The organism is Dactylosporangium sp. NPDC000555 (assembly GCF_040300025.1).
GTDB lineage: Bacteria > Actinomycetota > Actinomycetes > Mycobacteriales > Micromonosporaceae > Dactylosporangium.
Map to the genome: position 1 here is coordinate 86,437 of NZ_JBEPDB010000011.1, position 25,788 is coordinate 112,224.

Here is a 25,788-nt window from a genome sequence, read left to right on the forward strand (position 1 = left end):
TACGGGTCAGGCCGGCGGGGTGACCGCGTAGACCGGGGCCGAGCGCGGCGAGCGGTTGCCCAGCAGGCCGCGGGCGTAGACCGCGAACGTGTACTCCGTCGAGCCCTTCAGCCCGCGCAGCGTCACGTCGGCGTGGGTGGTCGTCAGCATGCGGGACTCCGACGCGCCGCTGACCGCCACGACCGCGTAGGTCGTACCGCTGGAGCCGCGCTTCCACGTCAGCCGCACGCTGTTCGAGGTCACGTCGGCGACCCTCAGCCGCACCGGGGTGCCCCGCGGCGCGGTGGCGGCTTCCGCCGTACCGTTGCGGAAGACCGTCGCCTCCCGGGTGCCCGTCGAGATGCCGTTGGGGCCGGTCAGGAACCGCTTGCCCCAGGCCGTGCGGCTGGCCGGGTCGAAGTCCTGGACCAGGTCGAGATAGCTGAACTCCTGCTCGTTGCCGCTCCACGACCAGCCGAGGTAGCCCAGGTCGTGCCCCTCCGCGTAGGCCATGATGGCGTCCTCGTCGGGGTCGCCCCACTGGTGCTCGCCGGAGAACTCGCCGATGACGAGCGGTAGTTTGCGCCGGGTGAACGAGGTCAGGTACGAGTTGACCTTCGCGGCGTTGTCGAACTCGCCGTACATGTGGATGTCGAACACCGTGTTGCCGGTCGGGTCGGCGGCGCGGACCTTCTCGGCGTTGTCGCGCATCACGAACGCCTCGTCCTGGCCCCACCCGGGCCCGTCGACCATGAGGGTGTGCCGGAAGCCGGCCGCGCGCAGCGCCCGGACGGCGTCGCTGGTCTGCCCTACCCACGGCCAGTCCCCGCCCACGCCGAACGGCTCGTTGGCGATGTTGATGATGATGTGGTCCTCCTGGCCGGTCAGCTCGGCGCGCACCGACTTCCAGAACCGCACCGCCTCGGCGATGGTGGTCGCCTTCTTGTCCTGGCCCCAGCCGGTGGTGTCGTGCGCGTCGAGGACGCAGATCAGCCGCTGCCGGCGGCACAGCTCGACGATCGTGCGGATCTCCTCCGGCCTGGTCCGCCGGAACTGGTGGCCCATGCCGAGCGGCACCCGCACCGAGTTGGCGCCCGCCGCCTTGATCGCGGTGAACGAGGCGTTCTTGTCGGGGTACCAGATGAAGTCGTGGTTGACCCCGCGCAGCACCAGGTCGCTGCCGTTGGCCTCGACGAGCCGGCCGTCGCGGACGCGGATGCCGTCCGTGGGCTCGGCCGCGCCGGCGGGGGCGGGCAGCAGGATCGCGGCCGCGGCGAGCAGGGCAAGGGCCAGCACGCTCCTCATGGCAGCGGCGGCTACCCGGGGCCGGGCCGGTGTACCGGGCGGCCCGGGGTGAACCACCGGGCGCCGCGGGCCATGTCCCGCGACGCTGCGCCGGATCCGGTTGTACGGTCGGGAACGCCGGGCTGACCGGCCGGCCTGTCCGACCCCTGGGAAGGAGCCTTGGTGCGCGACTTCGAGGCGTCGGTGGCGGCGTTCTTCCGGGCGGTGTCGTTCGAGGCGGGCGAGCGCCCCGACTACGAGGCGATCCGCGGTCTGTTCGTACCCAAGGGCCTGCTGATCCGCGCGCTGGAGACCCCGCCGGAGATCAGGGACGTCGACGGGTTCATCGGGCCGCGGCTGGAGCAGGTGCGCTCGGGGAAGCTGACCGAGTTCGCCGAGTCGGAGATCTCGGGCGAGACGCGGGTCTTCGGCAACGTGGCCCAGCGCTGGAGCCACTACGACAAGCGCGGCGTCCTCGACGGCAACACCTTCGCGGCACGGGGCTGGGTCTCCACCCAGTTCGCCCGCACCCGGGGCGGCTGGCTGATCACGGCAATGGCATGGGACGACGAGCGCTGAGCTCCTCGCGGCAGTGCGACTCCTCGTGCGGCACCTGGATGCCCTGCTCGACAGCGTCGGCGGCGGCGGCCTCGGCGATGCGCTCGAGCACGTCCGCGAGCCGGCCGAGGGTCTCGTCGTCGAGGCGGTCGAGCAGCCGGCGCTGCGCCCGCAGGCCGCCGTCGCTGATCTGGGCGAGGGTCTGCCGGCCGGTGGGGGAGAGGTGGATGCGCCGGACGCGCCGGTCGTGCGGGTCTTCGGTGCGCGTCACGTAACCCTGCGCGACCATCCGGTCGATGATCCCCGACAGGGTGGCCAGGGTCACACCGAGGTGACGGGTGAGCGACTGCGAGGACATCCCGTCATGCCGGGAGAGCAGTAATAGCACCTTGAGCTGTTGCATCGTGAGGTTTACTGAGAACAGCGGGTTGCTGCGGTCGTACGCGAGCAGGGCGCGCATCCGCTCCTCCGCCGTCGTGACGCGGTGCAGAAGTGCTTCCCTGTGAGTATTCACAGCAATGTTTTACCCCCTGGATGAACTTTGCGCGAGGCGAACGGTTAGCATCGCACGAACTAACGTCTGTCTTAGCCGATCGGAAGAAGACTCCAGACATGTCGTTTCTCGCCCGGCTCAGTTTGGCGAACCGGGGGCTGGTCGCGATCATCGCGATCGTCGTCCTGGGCTTCGGCGCCATTGCCATCCCTTCCCTGAAACAACAGCTCATCCCCTCGATCGACTTCCCGGCCGCGTTCGTGGTCGCCCCCTACCCGGGCGTGTCACCGGACATCGTCGAGGAGCAGGTGGCCAAGCCGATCGAGGGTGCACTGCAGGGCGTGCCCGGCCTGACCGACATCACCTCGACCAGCCGCGAGGGCGTCGCGACGGTCCAGGTGTCCTTCGAGTTCGGCTCCTCGATCGACGACATCACCAACAAGATGAACACGGCCATCACGCGCATCCGCTCGCAGCTGCCGTCGACCGTCGAGCCGCAGGTCATCGCCGGCTCCACCGACGACCTGCCGGCCGTGGTGCTCGCCGCGTCCCGCTCGGGCGACCAGATCGCCTTCGCGCAGCAGCTCCACCAGGTCGTCGTGCCCGAGCTGCAGGGGATCGAGGGGGTGCGGCAGGTCGAGGTCACCGGCGCCGCGACGCAGCACGTGCTCATCACGCTGAACCCGCAGAAGGCGTTCCCGGCCGGGGTCAACGCGCAGTCGCTGACCGCCGCGCTCAAGTCCAACGGCGTGTCCTTCCCCGCCGGCACCCTGACCGAGGGCGACAAGTCCCTCGCGGTGCAGGTCGGCGGCACCCTGGCCACGATCGACGAGCTCAAGAACCTCAACGTCACGCCCACCGCCAAGCTCGGTGACGTGGCCACGGTCGAGCTCAAGCCGGTCGATGCGACCTCGATCACGCGTACCGGCGGCAAGGCCAGCCTCGGCATCTCGGTCACCGCATCGCCCGACGGCAACGCCGTGAAGATCAGCCACGCGGTCCGGGACAAGCTCGCCGACCTCGAGAAGCAGCTCGGCGGCGACACGAAGATCACCTCGGTCTTCGACCAGGCGCCGTTCGTGGAGAAGTCCATCAAGGGCCTGTCCACGGAGGGCGGCCTGGGGCTGCTCTTCGCCGTCATCGTGATCCTCGTGTTCCTGGTGTCGATCCGCTCGACGCTGGTCACCGCGGTGTCGATCCCGCTGTCGGTGGTCGTGGCGCTGATCGGCCTGTGGATCGGCGACTACTCGCTCAACCTGCTCACGCTGGGCGCCCTCACCATCGCCGTCGGCCGGGTCGTGGACGACTCGATCGTGGTGCTCGAGAACATCAAGCGACATCTGGAGTACGGCGAGGCCAAAGTCGACGCCATCCTCACCGGCGTACGTGAGGTGACCGGGGCGGTCGTCGCCTCCACGCTCACCACCGTCGCCGTGTTCCTGCCGATCGGCCTCGTCGGCGGCCTGGCCGGCGAGCTGTTCCGGCCGTTCGCCATCACCATCGCGGTGGCGCTGCTCGCCTCGCTGCTCGTCTCGCTGACCATCGTGCCGGTCATGGCGTACTGGTTCCTGCGCCAGCCGAAGGCGCTCGGCGTCGAGGAGCGCGAGGCGATCGAGGCCCGTGCGCTGGAGAAGGAGCGCCGCAACCCGCTGCAGCGCACCTACGTGCCGATCGTCAGCTGGGTGACCAAGAGCCGCGCCACCCGCTGGGCCACCATCGCGGTCAGCATCGTGGTGTTCATCGTCACCCTGGGCCTGGCCAGCACGCTGAAGACCAACTTCATCGACCAGTCCGGCCAGACGGAGTTCTCCATCTCGCAGGAGCTGCCGGTCGGCTCCAGCCTCGCCACCACCGACGCCGCGGCCAAGAAGATCGAGGACATGCTCGCGGCGCGCGGCGACATCGAGGCGTACCAGGCCACCATCGGCGCCTCCGCAGGCTTCGGCTTCGCCGGCGCCCAGTCGGCCAACACGGCCAACTTCTCGGTGAGCGCCAAGCACGACGCCAAGGTCGACAAGGTGATCGACGAGCTGCGCACCCAGGTCGCGGCGGCCGGCGCGGGCCTGGGCAAGGTGAAGATCACCGCGGGCGGTGGCGGCGGCGCCAGCGACCAGCTCCAGGTCATCGTCAAGGCCAACAACCCCGGCGACCTCACCAAGGCCGCCGGCCAGGTCGAGCAGGCGATGAAGGGCGTCACCGGCATCGCCGACGTGGAGAGCAACCTCGCGGCCAGCAACCCGCGCATCGACGTGCACGTCCGGCGGGACGTGGCGGCGAAGTACGGGCTGTCGGACGCGGCCGTCGGCGGGATCGTCTCCGCGGCGTACCGCGGCCAGACCCTCACCCAGCTCACCGTCGACGGTTCGCAGCGCGACCTCGTCCTGCGCTCCGGCCCGGCGCCGGCCTCGCTGGACGAGCTCAAGGCGCTGCAGATCCCGGTGCCGGGCACCCCGCCGTTCGTGCGTCTCGACCAGATCGCCGACGTCGCGCAGGGCGCCGGCCCGGTCGCCATCACGCGCATCGACGGCAATCGCAGCGCCTCGATCACCGGCCGGGCGGCCGGCGACAACCTCGGCAAGGTCTCGACCGACCTGAAGAAGAAGCTCGACGCCCTCGACCTGCCGGCCGGCGCGACGGTCTCCCTCGGCGGCGTCAGCCAGCAGCAGCAGGAGACCTTCGGCCAGCTCGGCCTGGCGATGCTCGCCGCGATCGCGATCGTCTTCATCATCATGGTGGCGACGTTCCGCAGCGTGGCCCAGCCGCTGATCCTGCTGGTCTCGATCCCGTTCGCGGCGACCGGCGCGATCATCCTGCTGCTGGCCACGAACACCCCGCTGGGCCTGCCCGCCATGATCGGCGTGCTGATGCTCATCGGCATCGTGGTCACCAACGCGATCGTGTTGATGGACCTCATCAACCAGTACCGCGAGGCCGGAATGCCGATCCGCGAGGCGGTCGTCGAGGGCGGCCGGCGCCGGCTACGCCCGATCCTCATGACCGCGGTGGCGACGATCTGCGCGCTGCTGCCGATGGCGATCGGCCTCACCGGCGAGGGCGGGTTCATCTCGCAGCCGCTGGCCATCGTGGTCATCGGCGGCCTGATCAGCTCGACGCTGCTCACCCTGGTGCTGGTCCCGACCCTCTACTCGATGGTCGAGAGCACGAAGGAGCGCCGCCGCCAGCGCCGCGAGGGCCGGCACGCCTCGCCGTTGACGGCCCTGGAAGCGGAAGGCGGCGAGCCGGACGGCCGGCACCGCGTCGACCCGCTGGAGCCCGCACCCTCTCTGTAATCGCTTCGCGCACGCGGCCGGCCACCCTTAGGGGTGGCCGGCCGTTTTTTCAGGGTTGTGCAAACAGGTTTATAGCGTAAAGCTGTTTGCATGACGCCCGTCGATGACGATGCGCCGCCGGCCTCGGCCGCCGAGTCGCTCGAGCTCATCCGCCGGGAGCAGGCCGCAGCGGCCCGCACCATGGCGCTCAACCCGTTGCTGTACTACATGCCCTGGGGCGGCGCCTGGCTCATCGGCTTCGGGCTGCTCTTCCTGCGATACGGCCCGGACGGGCGCGTCTTCGTCGACCTGCCCGCCTGGCTGCCCCTGGCGAGCCTGTTCGCCCTGATGGCACTCGCGATGGCCAGCACCGCGCTGGTGTCGGCCGTGCGCGGGCGGGGCCTGGAGGGCCGCTCGTCCTGGCAGGGCACCGCGTTCGGCCTCGCGTGGTTCTTCTCCTTCGCCGGCGTGGGCACCACGACGAACCGCTTCGCCCAGTTCCTTCCCGAGGCCGAACGGGGCCTGCTGTGGGCTTGCTCGTCGGTCGGGCTGGTCGGCGCCCTGTACATGGCCGGCGCCGCCCTCTGGATGTCCCGGGACATGTTTGTCCTCGGCGCGTGGCTGACGGTCATCAACATCGCCGGCGTTCTGGCGGGACCCGGCTGGCACTCGCTGCTCATCTCGCTCGGCGGAGGCGGCGGCCTGTGCCTGCTCGGCATCCTCCTGCACCTGCGCGCCCGCCCGGCCAGCCGGGCGTGAGCGCAGGGATCGGCATGAGCGAAGCGGAGGGATCGACGTGGCTGACCTCGATCCGGTGATCCACGCCCAGGCGCGGTTGCGCATCATGGCGGCCCTGTCGAGCCTCGGCGACGGCGACCGGATGACCTTCCCGAGGCTGCAGCAGCTGCTCGACATGACCGCCGGCAACCTCTCGGTGCACCTGACGAAGCTCGAGCAGGCCGGCTACGTCGAGGTCGTCAAGAGCTTCCGCGGCCGCACGCCGACCACCTCGGCCGGCCTCACCAACCGGGGCCGGGCCGCCTTCGACGACTACACCAACGCCCTCCGGGCCCTCATCGACCCACCCAAGGAGCCGTGATGATGCTCGCCCGCACCGTCGAGGTCAGCCGCCGCTACGGCGACACCCTGGCCCTCGACCGTGTGACCCTGGACATCCCGCAGGGCGGCGTCGTCGGCTTGCTCGGCCCCAACGGCGCGGGCAAGTCGACGCTGATCAACCTGCTCGTCGGCCTGCGCCGCCCGACGAGCGGCACCGTCGAGCTCTTCGGCGGCGACCCGCGCGACCCGGCGAGCCGCCGCCGGATCGGCGTCACCCCGCAGGAGACCGGCCTGCCGTCCACCCTGCGCGTGCGCGAGTGCCTGGAGTTCGTGGCGCGCCATTTCCCGGATCCGGTACCGCACGGCGAGATCCTCGACCGCTTCGGGCTGAACGACGTGGCCCGCCGCCAGACCGGCGCGCTCTCCGGCGGCCAGAAGCGTCGCCTCGCCGTGGCCCTGGCCTTCGTCGGCCGGCCGCGCCTGGTCTTCCTGGACGAGCCCACCACCGGCCTGGACGTGCAGGCCCGCCGCGCCCTGTGGGATGCCGTGCGCACCTTCGCCGACGACGGCGGCACGGTCCTGCTCACCAGCCACTACCTGGAGGAGATCGAGGCCCTCGCCGACCGGGTCGTCGTCATCGGCCACGGCCGCGTCCTGGCCGACGACACCGTGGAGGCGATCCGCGGCATGGTCGGCATCCACCGCGTCACCCTGACCACCGGACCCGAGGCCGCCGGCCTGCCCGGCCTGCCGGGAGTCGTCGGCGTCGAGCACGCCGACGGGCGCACATCCCTGCTCACCCCCGACGCCGACCAGCTCGTCCGCGACCTGGTGCACGCCGGCGTGCCGTTCCGCGGCCTGCAGGTCCAGCCGACCACCCTCGAAGAGGCGTTCCTCACCCTGACCGGAAAGTAGCGTAGATGTCCTCCCTGGTCCTGACCCACGCCCGCTTCCGCATCCTGGAGACCGCCCGCATCCCGATCGCCGTGCTCGGCGGCGCCTTCTTCCCGGCCGCGTCGATGCTCTTCTTCGTCGTCCCCTTCGCCGGTGACGACCCGGCCGGCGCCACCTACGCCACCGCGTCGATGGTCATGTTCGCGGTGATGACGAGCTCACTGTTCACCTACGGCGTCGGCGTCTCCGGCGACCGCGCCCAGCCCTGGGACCCGTACACCCGCACCCTCCCGGCCGGCCCCGCGGCGGCCTTCGCGGGCCGCATCCTCTCGGGCCTGACCTTCATGGCCCTGTCCCTCCTTCCCGTGGTGCTCATCGGCTGGCTCTTCACCGCCGCGACGGCCACCGCCGGCGGCCTGCTGCTCTCCGTGGCCGCCGTCGTGGCCGGCGCCCTGCCGTTCACCTTCATGGGCCTCGCGATCGGCTACGCCCTGCCGATGAAGGCCGCCCTGGCGGTAGCGCAGATAGTCTTCTTCCCGCTCGCCTTCGGCGGCGGCCTCCTGTCGGCCCCGAGCCAGGCCCCGTCCTTCGTCGAGACCATCGCCCCGTATCTCCCGACCCGCGGCGCCGTGGAACTGGTCTGGGCCGCCGTGGGCGACTTCCACGTCTCAGCGACGTCGATGATCTCGCTGGCCGCCTGGACCGTGGCCATGGCCGCCCTGGCCGCGTGGGCCTTCCGCCGCGACGAGGGCGCAAGGTTCAGCTGACCGGTTTCGCTTCTCCGCCGCCTGCTGCGCCGCGACAACGACGGGGGTGACGCAGCGGCGAGACGGCGTGCCGGTTCCCTGAGGCCCAGGGAACCGGCACGCCCGTCCGTGGCGCGGGATCGTGTTCAACAAAGCCGTAGAGCACACCCGTTCCGCAGCGGGAGCGGGTGACCTGGCCAGCGAAGCGCAGCCAGTGCCGATGCGCAGCGAGGCATGGGGGGTGCGGGGTGGGAACCCCCCGCCGCGCCGCGCCGGAGGCGCCGCCGGCCAGGAACTGCGCCGCCGGCTAGGAACTGCGCGGGCAGCGGTGGATCGGGCGGCGGGGGATGCGGGCCGGGCGGCGGATCGACACCAGACGGGCGGAGCGCACCACGGGTCGCTTCGCCGAGGCGGGGGTGCCGGCGGCCCCCGCCGCGTCGGAGACGGCCGCGAGGTGCGAGGACAGCGCGGCGTGCAGCAGCGTCGGCGACGGCTGCAGCGTGACCGTCGGCGGGTCGGTGCGGCGGTTCAGCGGCTGGTGGGTGCGCTGCGCCGGCACATACGGCCGGGTCGCCGCGGATGCACCAGCGCCGCGCCGCTCGGGGCGCTGCGGGGGCGGGCCGGCGGCGTCCGGCTCGGCCGGGGCGTCCTTCTCAGGGCGCGTCACGATGAACGCGACCACCGCCGCCACGACGACCGGGACCAGGTAGAGGAGGGCTCCGGCGTATTGCTCGGCCACGACGACTCCCAACGCTGCACACGACTGACCTGGGCAACGCTACGGATTCCGCCGCACTCACCGTGTCATCCGGTCGGATCTGGATGCAAGTCCGGGCGGGGTGCAGCTGCGGTGCAAACTTGGCCGTACCACTCGAAGGACCTCCGAGGGGTGCGCTCCTGCGTGTCGAAGTCGACGTGGACCAGGCCGAAGCGCTGGTGGTAGCCCTCCGCCCACTCGAAGTTGTCCAGCAGCGACCAGGTGCAGTAGCCGTGTACCTCCACGCCGGCGTCCATCGCGTCGCGCACCGCCCGCAGGTCGCCGGCGATGTAGTCGATGCGGAACTGGTCGTCGATGTCCGGCCAGGAGCAGCCGCTCTCGGTGATCCAGATCGGCGGGAGCTTGTCGCCGTAGCGCTCCTTGAGGCCGGTGAGCAACTGGCGGAGGCCGTCGGGGACGACCGGCCAGTCGAAGGCCGTCTGCGGGTACCCCTCGATCGGCAGCCGGGCGAACGGCAGCGGGTCGCCGGACGGCGGGGCGGCGATGAGGCTCGGGTTGTAGTAGTTCACGCCCAAGGCCTGGATCGGCTGCGAGATCACCTCGAGGTCGCCCTCCATGATGATCGAGTCGACGTCGGCGGTGGTTAGGAACTCGTATCCGGGCGGGTACGCACCGAACAGGACAGGGTCGCTGAACAGGTGGTTCTGCACCATGTCGTAGACGGCCGCGGCCATCTGGTCCTCGTCGGAGTCGCTCGCGGGCCAGACCGGCGAGTAGTTGTTGGCGAGCGTGACCGGCGCGCTCGACGTGCGCCGCAGCGCGGAGGCGGCCAGGCCGTGGGCCAGCAGCAGGTGGTGCACGACCGGCAGCTGGTCGGTGAGCATGTTCAGGCCCGGTGCGTGCATGCCCTGGACGTGGCCGAGGGCGAAGTGGATGTACGGCTCGTTGAGCGTGATCCACAGCTTGACCCGGTCGCCGAGGCGCTCGCCGACGAGCTCGGCGTACTCTCCGAAGCGCATCGCCGTGTCCCGGTTGCTCCAGCCGCCCTGGTCCTGCAGGGCCTGCGGCAGGTCCCAGTGGAACAGCGTGACGAGCGGGTCGATGCCGCGCGCGGCGAGGCCGTCGACGAGCCGGTCGTAGAAGTCCAGGCCGGCGGCGTTGGCCGGGCCGCTGCCGGTCGGTTGGATCCGCGGCCACGCCACCGAGAAGCGGTACGCCCCCGCGCCGAGCCGGGCGATCAGGTCGAGATCGGACTCCCACCGGTGATAGTGGTCGCAGGCGACGTCGCCGGTGTCGCCGTTGCGGATCCGGCCCGGCGTGTGGGCGAACGTGTCCCAGATGGACGCGCCGCGCCCGTCCTCGGCGATGGCGCCCTCGATCTGGTAGGCGGCGGTGGACACGCCGAAGCGGAAGCCCGGCGGGAACTGTGGGAGATCCGGCATAGGCGCACGCTACCCCTTCGGGGCGACGTGCGGTACGGCATCGGGCTTCACCTTGTCGCCACCCCGAGCGGTTGCCACGCGCGCCGGCCCCGGATCCACATTGGACGGCTCCGCCGGGCGGGCCCGGCCATGCCGCCATGCGCTGCGGTGTCGGGCAGTATTGGAGGCATGGCACAACAGATCCCAGCCGTCGAGCTGGCCCCGGGCGTGAGCCTGCCGACGATCGGCTTCGGCACGTGGCAGATCACCGGGCAGTCGGCGTACGAGTCGACCCGCACCGCGCTGGACGTCGGCTACCGGCACATCGACACGGCCACCATGTACGGCAACGAGGAGCAGATCGGCCGAGCGCTGCGCGACAGCGGGCTGGAGCGCTCCGAGGTCTTCATCACCACCAAGCTGCCGCCGTCCCACGCGGGCCGCGAGCGGCAGACCATCGAGGCGAGCCTGAAGGCACTCGGCGTCGACTACGTCGACCTGTGGCTCATCCACTGGCCGCCGTCGCGCGGCAAGTCGCTGCCGACCTGGACCTCGTTCCTGGAGCAGCGCGACGCCGGCCGCATCCGCGCGGCCGGGGTCAGCAACTACGACACCGCCCTCGTCGACGAGCTGATCCGGGAGACGGGGGAGACGCCGGTCGTCAACCAGGTCCCCTGGAGCCCGGCCCAGCACGAGCCGGAGTTCCTCGACGATATGCGCGAGCGCCGGGTGGTCGTCGAGGGGTACAGCTCGCTCAAGAACACCCCGCTCAACGACCCGCGCCTGGTCGCGATCGCGTCCGCACACGGCGTGACGGTGCCGCAGGTGGTGCTGCGCTGGCAGCTGCACCACGACATCGTCATCATCCCGAAGTCTGCCCGCGAGGCCCGCATGCGCGAAAACCTGGCCGTGCTGGGCTTCGCGCTGACCGCCGAGGAGATCGCGACGATCGACGCGCTGTAGTCGCCGCTGTCACTCAGGAACGCTTCACCGACCGGTCGATCCGCGCCCGCCAGCCCCGATCCTGGGGCTTGCGGCGCAGCTTGGCCAGCGCGGCCACGGCGCCGGCGGTGAGCTCCTCGAACTCGAAGCCGGTGCGGTGCGTGCCCTTCTGGATCACGAACGCCATCCCGGCCGAGTTGCTCACCGCCCAGCCCTGCCGGGTCCCCAGCCGATGGGCGGCGTTGGCGCCGTACGCCGTGACGAGTTGGATGTCGAACGGGTACCGCACCTCGCCGCCCTCCCGGGTGACCACGATGCGCGCCTGAGCGAGCGTGTCGTCGCGGTTGAACAGCGCCTGCCACCACTTCTTGCGCGGCGCCTCGACGACCACCTCGACACCGTGGCCGTGTTCCCCCGGATCGCGCGCCTCGGCCACCCGCCGTATCAGGTCGACAACCCGCCCCTGCCGCGACAGCCGAAACGCCACCCACTTCTGCACAGGGCTCAGTATTCCTGCGGCTCCGACGCGGCGGGGGGTTCCCACCCCGCACCCCCCATGCCTCGCTTCGCGTCGGCACTGACCTGCGCTTTCGCGCGGTCAGCTCACCGGCTCCCACGAGGGGGCATCGTGCGCTGCGCGCCTTCGCCGGACGGGCCACCGTCGCGTTGTCCGCGCAGGCCCGCGTCACGTCCGCCGCGCCCTCGCCGGCTCCGCCGCGGCGGACCGCTTCGGTGCAGCTCGGGGTCGGCGTGGATCTCGGCGGTGTGCCGCCACTCGACGAGAAGCTGCGACACCGCCGCAGTGTTGCCGATGGCTGCGGCGGCCTCCGTGGTGGATACGAGTTCCGCCGCCATCGCTTCGATGTCGGCGTCGGGCAGGAACCGGACCCACGGCACAGCGTTCGGCAGAACCTCGCGGAGAAGCCCCGGGTTGCGTCGCGCGACCCCGGCGAGCAGCCGCGAGCACACATCGATCACCTCGGCCTCCGCCTCGGCGCGCTCGGCCGACATCAGCACGAGGTCCGGGGCGTCGCGCCTCCGCAGCCGCACCGCCCGGGCGCGGGTCAGGCGATCGATCGTCTCGGCCGGCTGACGCAGCAGCTCCGAGAAGGGCACGGACTCCAGCGGCGCGGCGGTCACACATCAACACTACTTCAGAAGTCATGCCCTCCGCCCGGAATCAGCTCGTGGCAGGCGGAGGCGGAGCCGGTCAGGGGCGCCAACCTCCGTAGGAGGCGATGAGCGCGTCCGCCACCGTCGCCGCGTCCGCGTCGGCGACGTCCGCCGGGTACTCCGGCAGCAGGTCGTCCCAGACGACCATCCACGATCCGTACAGCTGAGCCTGTCCCTCGGGCCGGGCGAAGAACCAGACGTGCAGGTGCGCGCCACCGTCCCCGATGCGGTAGACGTGGGCCCGCCCGATGTGCGCCAACGCCTGTATGTGGCGGGCGAGGTGCGTGGTCAGCCGCCCCAGCTCGGCCGCCAGCTCGTCAGGTAGGTCATCCAGGTCGTAGTGATCGCGTGGATGCAGCATCAGCACCAGCGGCACGCCGACCCTCGCGATCCGGGTCAGCCGCCAGTGGTCGTCGAGCCAGATCCCTTCGTCCCGGTTGCGGCACGAGTCGCAGTCCGCCGGGTCCTCGCCGTGCCGCGCAGGCTCGGGCAGTACCGGCGGCAGCAGCGGCGCGACGCGCAGACCATCCTGCTCGAACGGGCTGATGTTCCACCCCGTCATGCGGGCCGGGGAGAGCCGTCGCTCACCATCCGCCGAGGCGATCGCGTGGTCGTAGAACTCGTCAGGTCGCAGGGCCACGACCCGGAGACTACTGGGATGCCCGGTCGTATTCCGGGTGCGGGTACTCGTCGTGCACGTGCCGCGGACATCGACATCCGGCCCCGGCCCCGGCGCCGCGTAAAGTGACGACCGCTCTGTTTGCCCGGATTGGGAATGGTTGATCGATAGGCAAGGAGGGGATCCGTGGTCAACGGTGTGTCGGGAAGCGTCTTCTGGCTCACACTCGCGCTGGTCAACGCCGGTCTGGCGCAGACCAAGAACCGCAGCGGCTGGTACTGGTGGGTCTGGTCGCTGCTGCTCGGGCCGATCGCGACGGCGCTGATCGTGGTGTGGCCGCCACGGCCGGCCGGAGCGAAGCCCTGACGTACCACGCGTGCCCTGGCTCCCCGCGTACGCCGTCGCGCCGCGCCGGTCGAGCAGGCTCCCTGCCATCGGCTCTGGCTTCATCGTGTCGGAGCCGGTGGCCATATCGATCGGCAGTCACGCCGTGACCAGGTCGACAGCGACGACGGGCTTCGCCACGATGGCCGGGTGACGAGGGACTGGCTTCGCTGGCACCAGGACTATGACTCGGCGGGTTCGTCGCTGGCCCGCAGGCTGGTGGTCGTTCGGGACTATCTCGACCGCGCGTTGACCGAGGCGCCTGCCGAGGAGGACGGTCGTCGCCGGTTGATCGGTATCTGCGCTGGCGATGGGCGCGATGTGCTGCCGGTCTTGGCCCGCCATGATCGAGGGCGCATGGTTCGCGCGGTGTTGGCGGAGTTGGATCCGGAGCTGGGCCGACGGGCGCGAGCGGCGGTCAGCGAGCTGGGCCTGGCCGGGGTTGACGTGCGGACGGGGGACGCGGGTTTGGCGGACACGTATCTCGATGTGGCTCCGGCGCACGTGGTGATGGCTTGTGGAGTGTTCGGCAACATCAGTGGCGAGCATGTGCGCCGGACCATCGCCGCGTTACCGGCGTTGTTGGTCGCGGGTGGCTTCGTGATCTGGACCCGTGGTAGCGGCGAAGATGGCTCGGACCCGAGCACGGAGGTCCGGGCCTGCCTGGGGGAGTACGGATTCCAGGAGATGGCGTTCACGCGGCCCGCCGATGCCCGATTCCGGGTCGGCATGCACCGGCTTGTTGCCGCCCCGGTGCCGGCGCAGCGGCTGTCGCAGGCGCGGCTGTTCACCTTCGTCTGACAGGGTCGTCACAGCCCGATGAACCGCGCGAGCTTGCCTGTCGAGGCGTGACGCGGGATCTGTTCGACGGTACTGACGCTGATCTTGGGAGAAGGGAGGCCATACGACGACAGCGAGGCGGCCAGCGCCGCCGCCACCGCGGAGACATCGGGTGACCCGACCACCAGCACGTCCGCTCCGCCCAAAGTCTGACGCACCTGGTACTCCGAGATCAGCGGATCGGTGCCCAGCACGTGCCGGAACACGCTTGCCGGGACCATTCGCTCGCCGTAACGGAAGTCGTCGTCGCGCCGTCCGGCGATGTCGGCGACGCGCAGCATCTTGCTGCCGCACGCGCAGTCTCCGGGCAGCAGCGTCACCTCGTCGCCGAGGTCATAGCGGATGAACGGAAACGTACGGCCGGCAAGCCCGGTGGCGAGCGTGCGCGCGGCAGGCTCATCGGGGCCGACCGGGCGCCCGGCCGAATCGACCCGCTCGATGATGACCTCGTCCTCGCAGATGTGAAGGCCATCCCCTTCGCCGCAGCCGACCGCCTGGACGCCGATCTCGGTCGAGCCCCAGAGGTTGTGGACGGGCACGCTCCAAGCGGCGTCGATCGCATGGCGGTCCTCCTCGCTGAGCGGCTCGGAGTTCGTGCTCACACGGACTGGCCGGATGTCGAGCTCACTTGCGAACGCGGCACGGGCGAGGCGTCCGATCACCGAGGCGTAGCCCACGAGATGGGTCGGCCGGGCGTCCGACACCGCCCGCAGTATCTGGTGGAACGGCGCCGCCGCCGGGATCACGATGGTCTCCGTCAACGGCCAGGTCGCGACGTCGAACAACGGCGTGCTGGCGTGCGGCGGCTCACCGGCCTCCAGCACGGCCAGTCGGGCCGGGCGGATGCCTGACCCGGAAGCACGCTCGGCACGCGCCTGCCACCGCCAGGCGAGACAGGCGAGCGTTACGAACTGCTCCCAATCCCATACGTACACGCCGCGCACGCCACTCGAGCCGCCCGAGCTAAATATCTGGTATCCCGCGGGCGTGTAGGAGTACCAACGCCGCTGAGCCAACACCCGCTCGGCACCGGCGCGGTCGATATCGGGCGCGGTGACGATCGCGTCCCACTCGTCCTGGGCCTCCTGCTTGACCATGGGCGACAGTCGCGCAAGGTCTTCGACGGTCGCCGTGGCCGGGTCGATGTCGGCCATCCGGGCCGCGTGAAACGGCGAGCGCGCGCGAGCGTACGCGAGCAACGAGCGCAGTCGTTCGGTCCGGTAGCGCTCGATACGAGAGCGCGGCCACTCGAGCCGTGCCACGTGGTCCTCGAGCGAGGCCCGCATGGCGCTCAAGTGCGCTGCGCGCAAATGCTCGTAAGCAGCCTTCCGGGCCTCGTGGGACATATGCCCAGCGTGCCTCGGCCACGTCCGCGCGCACGACGCATACGCGTGCTGATCGCCCTCCGTCTGCTGGCGACTCACCCTCCGCGGAGCGGGCCGCTCTCTCCGCCACCTGCTTGAGATGTGTCACTTGCTCGGATGGCATCTGGTGAAAGCCGGGGAATGAGGCTCACATCTGGACGACGACCTTCCCCTTGGCGTGGCCCTGTTCCAGATAGGCGAAGGCCTCGGCGATCTGCTCGAACGGGAAGACTCGGTCGGTCACCGTCTTGAGCGTGCCCTTGTCTACCAAGTCGGCCAGCAGGCCGAGATCCTCCCCACTGGGATGCATGAACATGTACCGGTAGCCGACCCCCCTTCGTCGGGCCTCGCGGCGGATCTTGGCGCTGGCTGCCCACAGCACGGCAGTCACCAGGGGGCCGGCGCCCAGGTCCACGCGAGCGGTTGTCGCGTCGGGGACCCCTGCGATGGAGACCGTTCTGCCTCCCCGCTTGAGGATGGCGAAGCTGTTCATCAGGTCCTGCCCGCCGGTCAGGTCGAAGGCGCCGTCATAGTCGGCAAGGAGATCCTTGAACTCCTGTGTCCGGTAGTCGATGACCGTCTCGGCCCCGAGCGACCGCGCCAGCGCCTCGCCACGGGGTGACGCGGTGGTGGCCACCTTCGCACCCATCCAGACGGCGAGCTGAATGGCGAAGGTGCCGACACCCCCGGCTCCGCCGGAGATGAACACCCGGTCGCCCGCGGTCACGGCCAGTTCGTCGCGCAGTGCCTGCAGGGCGGTCAAACCGGCCAGCGGCAGCCCGGCCGCATCAGCGAAGTCCAGCGCCTTCGGCATCTTCGCCACCAGGGTCTCGTGCACGACGACGAATGAGGCGTAGGCACCCAGCTTCGTCTTGTTCACCCTGGCGAACACCCGGTCCCCGACCGCGAAACGCGTGACACCAGCGCCGATCCTATCGACCACACCGGACAGCTCACTGCCCGCCACCATGGGCAGGTCGAGGCGGCTCAGCAGCCGCATCTTTCCGTCGCGGATCTTGTAGTCGACGGGGTTCAGCCCCGCCGCTCGGACGCGGATAAGGATCTCGCCGTCGCTTGGCGCGGGCTCGGGGACGTCCCGCAGCTCCATCGCGCTCGCGTCCCCGTATCGGGTCAATACGTACGCCTGCATGAGGACTACCTGCTTTCGCTGCCTTGTGCGGTACGGGCCCTCCGCAATATCACCGTGCTACCACCGCGACAACTGCACGGACCCGATCGGCGACAACGACCTCAAGCCTCCGGTCCGGCGCGACCGCGACAACGGCCACATCATGACCCATCTGGGCATCGATCGCACCGTAAGCGATCTGATAGCCAATAGCGTGGCTATTGCCAGCAGGAATGCAATCTCGACGGGTTCCGGGTCCACGGCGGCTGTTACCGCGTCAGTCAGTTCGTTCGAGCCGACACGTAGTCGCGCCAGAATGGGACGGTGGCCTCCGCGGTCCAAGGCTCCTCGCCGTCCCGCGACTCGTCGGCAGCGAACTCACGACCGATGTAGTGAGCAAGGTCGCGACCGTAGAAGATCGTGTCGGACAGGCTGTGAACGGACAGTACGGGATGCCCTGAGGTGCCCCGGCCGGCCGGTAGGTACCGGTGGGCGTACACCGGGATCATGCGTGGAACGTCGGCGAGCCGCGCATCCAGGGCTACTGCCGCCGCCTCCGGGCTCTCCGGGCGTGGTCCCCAGGCCCGCGGCCAGTATCCATCGCTGACTGCGTAGCGGACGATGGTCGTCGGCCAGTTCACCTGACTTTGCAGCGTCTCCGGGTCGCCGTCGCGCCAGTCCGGCCATCCCCAGCTTGCCTGCTCCGGATCGTCGTCACCCTGTGTCCATACCGGCAGGCCGACGGCGAGGAACGCCCGATGATCGTCGGCGAATTCGAAGCCGAACCGTCGCTCGATGTCGGCGAACTCCGCATCGGTCAGCCCCGGACGGACCTCGATGAAGTCGAAGCTCGCCACAAGTCGAGCGGCCTCCAGCCCCAATATCCCGGCCCCACCGCCATTCACCGCATCACACCCCTCATGCCGCCAAGATTGTATTTCGGGCTTGCAGCCGACGTCAGCGGACGCCGTACACGTCCCCGCGGAGTCGGATCGACAGGACGTACACCGCTCTGGCGTCTTCGTCGATCCGGTACACCACGCGGTACGTGCCCAGGTGTGCCGAGCGCATACCCTCGTGTGGACCTTCCAGTTCACCGCCGAGCCGATGTGGGTTCGTGGGCAGCCGTTTAGTGATGAAGGTGTACGCCGCCCATGCCACCGATTCCGGTAGTTCGGTCTCAAGCGCGCGTCGCGCCGGACCGGTGAGCTTGACGCTCCCGGGCTTGTCCGCGGGTTGCGTCACGCGGCGGCGTGCATTCAGAAGTGGTACTCGTCCACGTCGACCACAGTGCCGGTTCGGGTCAGGAACGCCAGGGCCCTGCGGTCGAGCCACCAGCCGAGCAGATTCGGCTCAGACGGGTCCTCGCCGGCGGCCGCAGGCGTGTACTCCCGAACAATCTGTAGACATGCGGTGATGCCCGGCCCGTCCGGCCCGTCGGCATCGAGTCGCGCCGCCAGGCCGCCGATGCGGTCGGCGTACGGTTCGAGGCGATCGAGCACGCGGCTGATCTGCTCGTGCAGGAACAGGGTGGTGTCCCGGCAGGAGACCTGCCAGGCATGCGTACGCGGGATCGGCACGTCCGGGAGCCGGCTTCCCTGGACCTTCACCTCGTCCGGCTCCAGGCCGATCTCCCGTGCGATCTGCACAGCGGAGACCCGCTCGGACCGCAGCGCGAAGTAGACATACTGGCGAACCCGCACCGCGGCAATCTACAACCGAACATCGCCGGGTCGAGGCGGAACGATCACTGCGGGGCCACTTGCCGTCGCGGGCGAGTCGACCGTGCGTGGCTTGCCACCGAACGGCGTTGGCGCAGCCTGTACGCATCGCCCGGTCGGCGTGCCCCACATGCCCCAAGCCCTGGCGAACCACGGTCAAAAGAGGGTGTTCAGCGGATCGAGCGGACCCTACGAGACACCCGCTGAGCTGCGCGGATGCCTGATTCTAAACCTGTGGGCACGGTTGGGTTCGAACCAACGACCCCCCGCTTGTAAGGCGGGTGCTCTTCCGCTGAGCTACGCGCCCCTGCCCTCTTGCCGAGGACGGGTACCCAGATGTTACCCAAACCCGTCCCCCCGACCCAGTCGGGCGCAACGTGCCGGCACATGACCGTACCGTGGCCAGGGCGTCAGTGGGGCATCGGTGTCCGGGATCAAAGGGTGGCGATCGCCTCACGCCAGGCTGACTGGTCTCTCGGTTGGCTCGCCGGGACCACTTCGGCGAAGCGGACCACGCCCGTCGCGTCGATCAGGAACGTGCCGCGGTTGGCGTAGCCCTTCGCCTCGTTCAGGACGCCGTACGCCGAGGCTACGGCGCCGTGGGGCCAGAAATCCGACAAAAGCGGAAACGTGTAGCCCTCCCGATCTGCCCAGATTTTATGGGCGTACGGGGAATCCACACTCACCGTCAGGACCTGCACCGCGTCGTTCTGGAAGTCGGCGAGACGGTGCTGGACGCCGCCCAGTTCGCCCTGGCAAGTGCCGGTGAACGCGAGCGGGTAGAAGACCAGGAGCACGGCCTTGCGGCCGCGGAAATCGGCCAGCGAGACCTCCTGGTTGTTCTGGTCGCGCAGTACGAAGTCCGGTGCCGGATCTCCGACATCCACTGTCATACCTTGAATATGCCACCTGTCGTACCGGGGGCCTACACTCGCCCGCATGGCAGCAGGGCCGCGGCTCGGCATCGATTTCGGGACCTCCCACACCGTCGCGCTTCTCGCGTGGCCGGACGGGAGGGTCCGGCCGTTGCTGTTCGACGGTTCGCCGCTGCTGCCGTCCGCCGTCTTCGCGCAGACCGACGGGGCGCTGCTGGTCGGGCGCGATGCCGTGCACGCCGCCCGCGTGGATCCGGCGCGCTTCGAGGGTAGCCCCAAGCGGCGCATCGACGACGGTACCGTGCTGCTCGGCGACCGCGAGGTTACCGTGCCGGCGCTGATCGGGGCCGTCCTCTCGCACGTCGCGCAGGAGGCGACCCGGGTCGCGGGCGGGCCGGTGGCCGAACTGACCCTGACCCACCCGGCCGCGTGGGGCGTGTCCCGGCGGCTCGCGCTGGTCGAGGGGGCCAAGCTCGCGGGGCTGCCCCAGCCCGCGCTCATGCCCGAGCCGGTCGCCGCCGCGCATTATTTCGCGGGTGTACTGCAAAAGCCGCTCACCGGCGACCAGGGCCTCCTGGTGTACGACTTCGGCGGCGGCACCTTCGACGCGAGCCTCGTGAGCCGGTCGGGCGACGGGTTCGACGTGCGCGCGGTCGACGGCATCGACGACCTCGGCGGCCTCGACCTCGACGCGCTGATCGTCGAGCACGCCCGCGGGCAGATCGACGACCCGGCGGTGTGGGCGCGCCTGGACGGCCCGCAGAGCACTGAGGACCGGCGGCACCGCCGCATGCTGTGGGACGACGCGCGCATCGCCAAGGAGATGCTCTCGCGCACGCCCGCGGCGGCCCTGCACGTGCCCATTGCGGCCGCCGACGTCAGTGTGAGCCGGGAGCAGTTCGAGGACAAGGCGCGGCCGCTGCTGGAGCAGACGGTGCGCACGACCGCGGCGGTCATGCGCTGGGCCGGTGTGGACAAGGACCGCCTCGCGGGGCTGTTCCTGGTCGGCGGCTCCAGCCGGGTGCCGCTCGTGGCCACCCTCCTGCAGCGCGAGCTCGGCCTCGCCCCGACCATCATCGAGCAGCCGGAGCTGGTCGTCGGCGAGGGCAGCCTGCGCGCCTGGGTGAACGTCGGCGACCGCCAACCGGCACGGGCGCCGCAAAACGTCATGAGTCCGGCAAACATCCCGGTCAGCGGTCAACCGGCGCAAAATCCCCAAGCAGGCCTGGCCCCTCAAAACGCGACCCCTCAATACGCTCAGGCGGCGCCGGGGGCCCAGGCGGTGCAGCCCATGCCGGCCACCCCCGCCCCGCAGAACCCGCCGAACGCCTTCCAGCAGCCGGCCGCGTTCCAGCCGCCACAGAATCCCCAAGCGCCCCAGAATCCGCAGCAGGGCCAGCCGTTGGGGAGCCCGCACGCGCCGGTCAGCGGGGTACCGGTCAGCCCGGCCGGATTCCAGCAGGGCGTCTACCCGGTCAGCGCGCCCCCGATCGGCCAGCGCCCCGTCAGCGCCGCGCCGGTCAGCCCGATGGCGCCGGGCGCGTTCCCGGTCAGCGGCCCGCCCCGCGGCGGCGACGCGGAGGCCACCCAGCCGCTGCGTCCCATGGTCCAGCCGGGCCCGCCCCCGCGAGCGGTCCCGCCGCCCCAGGTGGTGCCGCAGGCCCCGCCGCCCCAGGTGTACGTGTCGCCAGCGGCTCAGCCGGCCGTGTACGCGCAGCAGCCCCGCGAGGAGGAGCCGGCCCCCGCGCGGGCCCGGCGCAACGTCGCCGTGCCGCTGCTGGTGGGCATCCTGGTGCTGGCCCTGGCTCTGGCCGGATACGTGGTGTTCCAGAACCGGAACAACGGGCAGGCCAACGCCGGCAACAACGGCTTGTCGTACTCGCCCGGCGACACGCAGTCCGCCGACGGGCCGCGGGCCATCCCGGCGTACAACCGCGAGGGAGAGCCCGGCTGGGTGCCCAACGGCTGGCGGGACCAGGATCTCGGCACGGTCGATCAGCTCTGGAAATCTCAGCAGGAGTCCGAGGGCGGCCGCTGCGACGCCACCCGGGACCGGCTGCGCGTGACGACTGATGCGGCGCCGGCGCTGACGGGGTGCACGTTGAAGGCACCGCTGGACGTGCCGATGACCGACGGCAGCATCGAGGCGAAGGTCCATGCGTCGGCCGGCTGCGCGGGGATCTGGCTGCGGACCGGCGACAAGGGGTACACGCTGGGTTACTGCTCGGACGGGCACCTGCGGCTGTACCGGCTCGGCAACAAGGCGCCGGGCCCCGACTCGCTGCTCAAGGAGTGGACGGTCCAGGTCAGCGGCGACCCGTACGTGGCCTTCAAGATCCAGGCGGACCAGCTCGACGCGTACGTCAACGGCGTGCGGTTCGGGCCGGTCACCGACGGCCAGATCCGCGGCGGCAAGATCAATCTGGGGGCGTTCGCCCTGGCGGACCAGACGGCGGACGCGAGCTTCTCGCAGGTTCGGATCTTCGTGCCGGGCGATTGGCAGCCGGGCACCGCCGCGACCGCGACGAAGCGCTCTCCGACGCCGACCCCGTCGAGCTCAAGCTCGAGCTCGTGGTCGGGCTCACCATCGGCCGCCCCGAGCTCGAAGAAGCCCACACCCCAGCCGACCGCGTAGCGGCTCCGGCGTCGGTGAGGCCGCTCAAAGGCCGCGAGCGGCCTGCGCCCCGGCCGACCGCCGCCGGACACCTGCAGCGGCTCCGGCGGCGGCGAGGGCCTCCCAGAAGGCCGCGGGGAGTCCGCATCGCAGTCGACCGTGCAGCCGATCGCGTAGCGGCTCGGGCGTCGACGAGTAGAAGGACGCCGGCAAGCCCGCGTCGCGTCCCAGCCGAAAGGCGTGCAGCGCACCGGACCGGCGAAAGGCCGCGAGGAAGCCCGCACCCCGGCCGACCGCGTAGCGGCACCCGCCTCCGAGAGGGCCCCGAAGCCAGCCGGCCAGAAGGCCGAGCAGAGGGCCCCAAGCCGGCCGGTCAAAGGGCTGAGCGGAAGGCCTGAAGCAGGCCGGGCAAAGGGCCCGACGAAGGCCACGCCCCGAACCGACCGCGTAGCGGCGGGCCGGCACGCGGGGCGTGGCCGACGAAGTCCAGGAAGATACGGGCCGCGCCCCCGGGGCGCGACCGACACTATGTGCGGGCCGCGCCTGAGTCAGGGGCGCGGCCGGCAAGGCCTAACGGCGGGAACGAGCGGCGCGGGGCGCGACCAGCCGGGCCGCGGTCCAGTCCTTGCCCGCGTTCACCGTGGAGGTCTGCTGCAACCCCGCGGTGGGCGCCGACTCGTTGATCTCGCTGGGCTCGACGTGCCCGGGACGGCCGGCCTTGGGCGTGAGCAGCCACACCACGCCGTTGTCCGCCAGCGGGCCGAGCGCGTCGATGAGCGTCTCGACAAGGTCGCCGTCTTCGTCACGCCACCAGAGCAGCACCACGTCGACGACCTCGTCGGTCTCCTCGTCAACCAGGTCCCCGCACCGGTCGATCAGGACGTCGCGGAGATCCTGGTCGACGTCGTCGTCGTACCCCATCTCCATAACGACCATTCCCGGTTCGACTCCGAACCGGTCCGCCAGGCTCTTCACCTCGGCCTGACCCGCGGTCGCGTTCACTGTCCACTGCCTCCTGTCGCAACAACCACTGTTAGCGCGTAGTCCACACAGTACGGGCCATCAACGCAAGTGGCGCACCGATGCGATCGAAAAACTATCGGTCCAAGTTACCGGGCGAGCAGCGATCTCGCGCCCTGGATGATCTGTTCCTCCGAGACCAGGACGTGATTCGCGGCCGGGCCGAGGGGCACGAACGAGTCGACGGCGGCCACCCGGCGGGCGACGCCGACGTATCCGGCGTCCACCAGGGCGGCGATCACGCCCTCGCCGACGCCCCCGGAGCGGCGGGTCTCGTCGACGATGAGCACCCGGCCGGTGTCGGAGGCGTTCTTGATGATGTCCCCGACCGGCAGGGGCGACAGCCAGCGCAGGTCGACGACCCGGCAGGCGATGCCCTCGGCGGTCAGCCGGGCGGCGGCGCGCAGGGAGAGCCGGACGCCGTTGCCGAAGGTGATGATGGTCAGGTCGTCGTTCGGGCCGTTGCTGTACGCCCGGGCGCGGCCGATCGGCACGTGGATGGCCGGCCACTCGCTGGGCGGAGCGTAGTCGGACAGCCACCAGTTGTCGTTCTCGGTGTGCAGGTCGCGGGTGTGGTACAGCGCGATCGGCTCGACGAAGACGCAGACGCTGCCGTCCACGACAGCGCTGGCCAGGCAGGTGCGCAGCATGGGCGCGGCGTCCTCGGCGCGGGCGGGCGCGGCCACCACGAGGCCCGGGATGTCGCGCAGCACGGCCAGGGCGTTGTCGTTGTGGAAGTGCCCGCCGAAGCCGAGCTGGTAGGCCAGGCCGGCGACGCGCACCACCATCGGGTTGTGGAAGGCGCCCTGCGAGAAGAACTGCATGGTCGCCGCCTCGCCGCGTAACTGGTCCTCGGCGTTGTGCAAGTAGGCGAGGTACTGGATCTCGGGCACCGGCAGCATCCCGGCCAGGCCGGCGCCGAGCCCCAGGCCCAGGATGCTGGTCTCGTCGAGGAGGGTGTCGAAGACCCTGGTGCCGCCGAAGCGGTCCCGCAGGCCCTTGGTCACCCCGTAGACCCCGCCCTTCGCCGCGACGTCCTCGCCGAAGACGAACATCTGGGGGTACGCCAGCATCGCGTCCGTCAGCGCGGCGTTGATCGTCTGGGCGAGGGTGAGCGGGCCGGCCAGCTCCGGCAGCCTGCCGTCGAAGGCAGCGGCGCGGGTGGCCGGGTGGCCGCCCCCGGTGCTGCGCGGCGTGCCGGAGACGGGCCGCTGCTCGAGCTCCGGCCCGTCTTCGGCCCGTGGTTCCGGCTCGGGCTCGGGCGGGGTCGGCTCGGGCCATGCGTCCGCCTCGTCCGGATGTTCGGCTTCCTCCGCCACGGTCGAGGTGTCCGCCGCGGCGGCGTCCTGCCCGGGCGGCTCCGCGCCGGCCCACAGCGGCTCCCCGGCCGGAACCGGCGGCCCGGCGGGCGCGGCCGGGGCGAACTCGAGGTCGTCGTCCAGCTCGCCGTCGAACTCGTCGGTCGCCAGGTCGTCGTCGGCCAGGTGCGTGGCCGCGTCGCCGACCGCCCGGGACACCCGCACCGGCCGGCGCGGGGCGAGCGGCGCGGTGACCTCGGAGGCGCTGCCGAGCTTCGGCTCGCCGAGCACCTCCTCGGCGATCCGGCGCACCTCCCAGCCGATCTCGTCGTAGCGGGTCATGAGCTCCGCCGGGGTGGCCATGCCGGCCTCGACCAGCAGCCGCGCGGTGCGCACGAGCGGGTCGCGGGCCTCGTCGGCGGCGATCTCGGCGGGCGAGCGGTACGCCACCTCCGCGTCGGCGCCGGCGTGGCCCATCAGCCGGACGGTGCTCAGGTGCAGCACGGCCGGCCGGCGGTACCGCCGGACCCAGGCCGCCGCCTCCGCGGCCCGGTCGTAGGTGGCGGCGCTGTCGCAGCCGTCCGCGGCGTAGTAGCGCAGACCCGGCCGGCTCGACAGCGCGGCGGCGACCCAGCCCTCGGGCGAGCGGACGCTGATGCCCAGCCCGTTGTCCTCGCAGACGAGCAGCAGCGGCAGCTTCAGCCCGATGTGGTCGCACCAGCCGGCGGTGTTGAACGCGGCGGTCGCGGCCGCGTGGTTGATCGAGGCGTCGCCGAAGGAGCACACGACGAGGGCGTCGGCTGGCCAGCCGTGGCCGCCGCCGGGCGGGGTGAGCCGCTTGCCGCGGCCGAGGGCGAAGGCGACGCCGACCGCGCGGGGCAGGTGCGAGGCGATGGTCGACGTGGTCGGGATCACGTGCAGGTCGGCGTGGCCGAAGACCTTGTGCCGGCCGCCGGCGATCGGCTCCTTCGCCGAGGCGACCACGCCGCGCAGCACGTCGCGGATCGGGTCGCTGCCGGCCACCTGGCCGCCGCGCATGCAGTAGAAGCCGCCGGAGCGGTAGTGCAGCAGTGCCGGGTCGGTCGGGCGCAGCGCCGCCGCGACCGCGGCGTTCCCCTCGTGACCCGACGATCCGATGGTGTAATACCCGGCGTCGAAGCTGCGCAGCCAGCGCGCGGCCAGGTCCAGGTGGCGGCTCGTGGATTGGGCGTCGTAGAGAGCACGGGCCTGTTCCCCGGTGAGCGCGGTGTCCTCGCGGACGGGCTCGTCGAGGTCCCGGCTGACCGTTGCGGCGACGAGCCCCGCGAGCTCGGCGCGGAAGCGCTCGTCGAGATCCTGAGGGGTGGTCACGCTCGACAGCATGGCCGAAAACGGTCACCGGATGCCAC

The 25,788-nt window shown here is 71.0% G+C and carries 25 protein-coding genes and 1 tRNA gene; 10 read left to right on the plus strand and 16 right to left on the minus strand.

Going from position 1 to position 25,788, the window contains the following annotated elements; translation table 11 throughout:
• Positions 1-6: 6 nt before the first annotated feature.
• Entirely contained in the window at positions 7-1,275 is a 1,269-nt protein-coding gene (locus ABT297_RS10045; protein WP_350546943.1) for a cellulase family glycosylhydrolase, read from the minus strand.
• Between the two features lie 171 nt (positions 1,276-1,446).
• Here ABT297_RS10045 and ABT297_RS10050 point away from each other — a divergent pair, with 171 nt between their 5' ends.
• Positions 1,447-1,842: a nuclear transport factor 2 family protein gene (locus ABT297_RS10050; protein ID WP_350546945.1), complete on the plus strand. Its 396-nt coding sequence runs from the start codon at positions 1,447-1,449 to the stop codon at positions 1,840-1,842.
• On the opposite strand, the gene ABT297_RS10055 is transcribed toward ABT297_RS10050, so the two are convergent.
• Entirely contained in the window at positions 1,811-2,335 is a 525-nt protein-coding gene (locus ABT297_RS10055; RefSeq protein ID WP_350546947.1) for a MarR family winged helix-turn-helix transcriptional regulator, read from the minus strand. The genes ABT297_RS10050 and ABT297_RS10055 overlap by 32 nt on opposite strands.
• 98 nt (positions 2,336-2,433) lie before the next feature.
• Between ABT297_RS10055 and ABT297_RS10060 the strand changes: the two genes are divergently transcribed.
• The 5 genes from ABT297_RS10060 to ABT297_RS10080 all read left to right on the plus strand — a co-directional run bounded on the left by ABT297_RS10060 (position 2,434) and on the right by ABT297_RS10080 (position 8,303).
• Positions 2,434-5,604 (plus strand): efflux RND transporter permease subunit, encoded by a 3,171-nt coding sequence (locus tag ABT297_RS10060; RefSeq protein ID WP_350546949.1) that lies wholly within the window; start codon positions 2,434-2,436, stop codon positions 5,602-5,604.
• Positions 5,605-5,694: 90 nt separating this feature from the next.
• Positions 5,695-6,342, plus strand: a complete 648-nt coding sequence (locus ABT297_RS10065) for a transporter (RefSeq protein ID WP_350546951.1) — start codon at positions 5,695-5,697, stop codon at positions 6,340-6,342.
• A gap of 37 nt (positions 6,343-6,379) precedes the next feature.
• The gene (locus ABT297_RS10070; protein ID WP_350546952.1) at positions 6,380-6,682 is read left to right on the plus strand and encodes a winged helix-turn-helix domain-containing protein; all 303 of its coding nucleotides are present in this window, start codon (positions 6,380-6,382) and stop codon (positions 6,680-6,682) included.
• Positions 6,682-7,557 carry an ABC transporter ATP-binding protein gene (locus ABT297_RS10075; protein ID WP_350546955.1) on the plus strand — a complete coding sequence of 292 codons (876 nt, stop codon included), beginning with the start codon at positions 6,682-6,684 and terminating at the stop codon, positions 7,555-7,557. Before ABT297_RS10070 ends, ABT297_RS10075 begins: the two co-directional genes overlap by 1 nt.
• 5 nt (positions 7,558-7,562) lie before the next feature.
• Entirely contained in the window at positions 7,563-8,303 is a 741-nt protein-coding gene (locus tag ABT297_RS10080) for an ABC transporter permease (protein WP_350546957.1), read from the plus strand.
• Between the two features lie 286 nt (positions 8,304-8,589).
• Here the strand turns inward: ABT297_RS10080 and ABT297_RS10085 are convergent, their stop codons facing one another.
• A complete protein-coding gene (locus ABT297_RS10085) occupies positions 8,590-9,021 on the minus strand; it encodes a hypothetical protein (RefSeq protein WP_350546960.1) in 432 nt (143 codons plus the stop codon).
• A 65-nt stretch (positions 9,022-9,086) separates the two neighbouring features.
• Positions 9,087-10,442 (minus strand): GH1 family beta-glucosidase, encoded by a 1,356-nt coding sequence (locus ABT297_RS10090; protein ID WP_350546962.1) that lies wholly within the window; start codon positions 10,440-10,442, stop codon positions 9,087-9,089.
• Between the two features lie 168 nt (positions 10,443-10,610).
• Here ABT297_RS10090 and ABT297_RS10095 point away from each other — a divergent pair, with 168 nt between their 5' ends.
• On the plus strand, positions 10,611-11,384 hold the full coding sequence (locus ABT297_RS10095; RefSeq protein ID WP_350546964.1) for an aldo/keto reductase: 774 nt from the start codon (positions 10,611-10,613) through the stop codon (positions 11,382-11,384).
• Positions 11,385-11,397: 13 nt separating this feature from the next.
• Here the strand turns inward: ABT297_RS10095 and ABT297_RS10100 are convergent, their stop codons facing one another.
• From ABT297_RS10100 to ABT297_RS10110, 3 genes are all read right to left on the minus strand, one after another.
• The gene (locus tag ABT297_RS10100) at positions 11,398-11,862 is read right to left on the minus strand and encodes a hypothetical protein (RefSeq protein ID WP_350546966.1); all 465 of its coding nucleotides are present in this window, start codon (positions 11,860-11,862) and stop codon (positions 11,398-11,400) included.
• 104 nt (positions 11,863-11,966) lie between these two features.
• Entirely contained in the window at positions 11,967-12,503 is a 537-nt protein-coding gene (locus ABT297_RS10105) for a hypothetical protein (RefSeq protein WP_350546969.1), read from the minus strand.
• A gap of 70 nt (positions 12,504-12,573) precedes the next feature.
• Complete coding sequence (locus ABT297_RS10110; RefSeq protein ID WP_350546972.1) at positions 12,574-13,176, minus strand: HIT family protein; 603 nt, start codon at positions 13,174-13,176, stop codon at positions 12,574-12,576.
• 165 nt (positions 13,177-13,341) lie between these two features.
• On the opposite strand from ABT297_RS10110, the gene ABT297_RS10115 reads away from it, so the two are divergent.
• Positions 13,342-13,521, plus strand: coding sequence for a hypothetical protein (locus ABT297_RS10115; protein ID WP_350546975.1), 180 nt, complete (start codon positions 13,342-13,344; stop codon positions 13,519-13,521).
• A gap of 168 nt (positions 13,522-13,689) precedes the next feature.
• Complete coding sequence (locus ABT297_RS10120; protein WP_350546978.1) at positions 13,690-14,340, plus strand: class I SAM-dependent methyltransferase family protein; 651 nt, start codon at positions 13,690-13,692, stop codon at positions 14,338-14,340.
• A gap of 8 nt (positions 14,341-14,348) precedes the next feature.
• Here ABT297_RS10120 and ABT297_RS10125 read toward each other — a convergent pair whose 3' ends face one another.
• The 7 genes from ABT297_RS10125 to ABT297_RS10155 form a co-directional block, all read right to left on the minus strand.
• Positions 14,349-15,725 carry a phenylacetate--CoA ligase family protein gene (locus ABT297_RS10125; RefSeq protein ID WP_350546981.1) on the minus strand — a complete coding sequence of 459 codons (1,377 nt, stop codon included), beginning with the start codon at positions 15,723-15,725 and terminating at the stop codon, positions 14,349-14,351.
• 166 nt (positions 15,726-15,891) lie between these two features.
• Positions 15,892-16,893, minus strand: coding sequence for an NADP-dependent oxidoreductase (locus ABT297_RS10130; protein ID WP_350546987.1), 1,002 nt, complete (start codon positions 16,891-16,893; stop codon positions 15,892-15,894).
• A 260-nt stretch (positions 16,894-17,153) separates the two neighbouring features.
• Positions 17,154-17,729: a hypothetical protein gene (locus tag ABT297_RS10135; protein WP_350546990.1), complete on the minus strand. Its 576-nt coding sequence runs from the start codon at positions 17,727-17,729 to the stop codon at positions 17,154-17,156.
• Positions 17,730-17,829: 100 nt separating this feature from the next.
• Entirely contained in the window at positions 17,830-18,207 is a 378-nt protein-coding gene (locus ABT297_RS10140) for a type II toxin-antitoxin system RelE family toxin (protein WP_350546993.1), read from the minus strand.
• Complete coding sequence (locus ABT297_RS10145) at positions 18,132-18,575, minus strand: DUF4279 domain-containing protein (RefSeq protein ID WP_350546996.1); 444 nt, start codon at positions 18,573-18,575, stop codon at positions 18,132-18,134. Before ABT297_RS10145 ends, ABT297_RS10140 begins: the two co-directional genes overlap by 76 nt.
• A gap of 253 nt (positions 18,576-18,828) precedes the next feature.
• A tRNA-Val gene (locus tag ABT297_RS10150) sits at positions 18,829-18,900 on the minus strand.
• Between the two features lie 127 nt (positions 18,901-19,027).
• On the minus strand, positions 19,028-19,486 hold the full coding sequence (locus ABT297_RS10155) for a peroxiredoxin (protein WP_350546999.1): 459 nt from the start codon (positions 19,484-19,486) through the stop codon (positions 19,028-19,030).
• A 46-nt stretch (positions 19,487-19,532) separates the two neighbouring features.
• Between ABT297_RS10155 and ABT297_RS10160 the strand changes: the two genes are divergently transcribed.
• On the plus strand, positions 19,533-22,103 hold the full coding sequence (locus ABT297_RS10160; RefSeq protein ID WP_350547001.1) for an Hsp70 family protein: 2,571 nt from the start codon (positions 19,533-19,535) through the stop codon (positions 22,101-22,103).
• Between the two features lie 549 nt (positions 22,104-22,652).
• Here the strand turns inward: ABT297_RS10160 and ABT297_RS10165 are convergent.
• Together ABT297_RS10165 and ABT297_RS10170 are read right to left on the minus strand one after the other, a co-directional pair.
• Entirely contained in the window at positions 22,653-23,084 is a 432-nt protein-coding gene (locus ABT297_RS10165; protein WP_190257925.1) for a DUF3052 domain-containing protein, read from the minus strand.
• A 107-nt stretch (positions 23,085-23,191) separates the two neighbouring features.
• Positions 23,192-25,762 (minus strand): thiamine pyrophosphate-dependent enzyme, encoded by a 2,571-nt coding sequence (locus ABT297_RS10170; RefSeq protein WP_350547005.1) that lies wholly within the window; start codon positions 25,760-25,762, stop codon positions 23,192-23,194.
• Positions 25,763-25,788 lie beyond the last annotated feature (26 nt).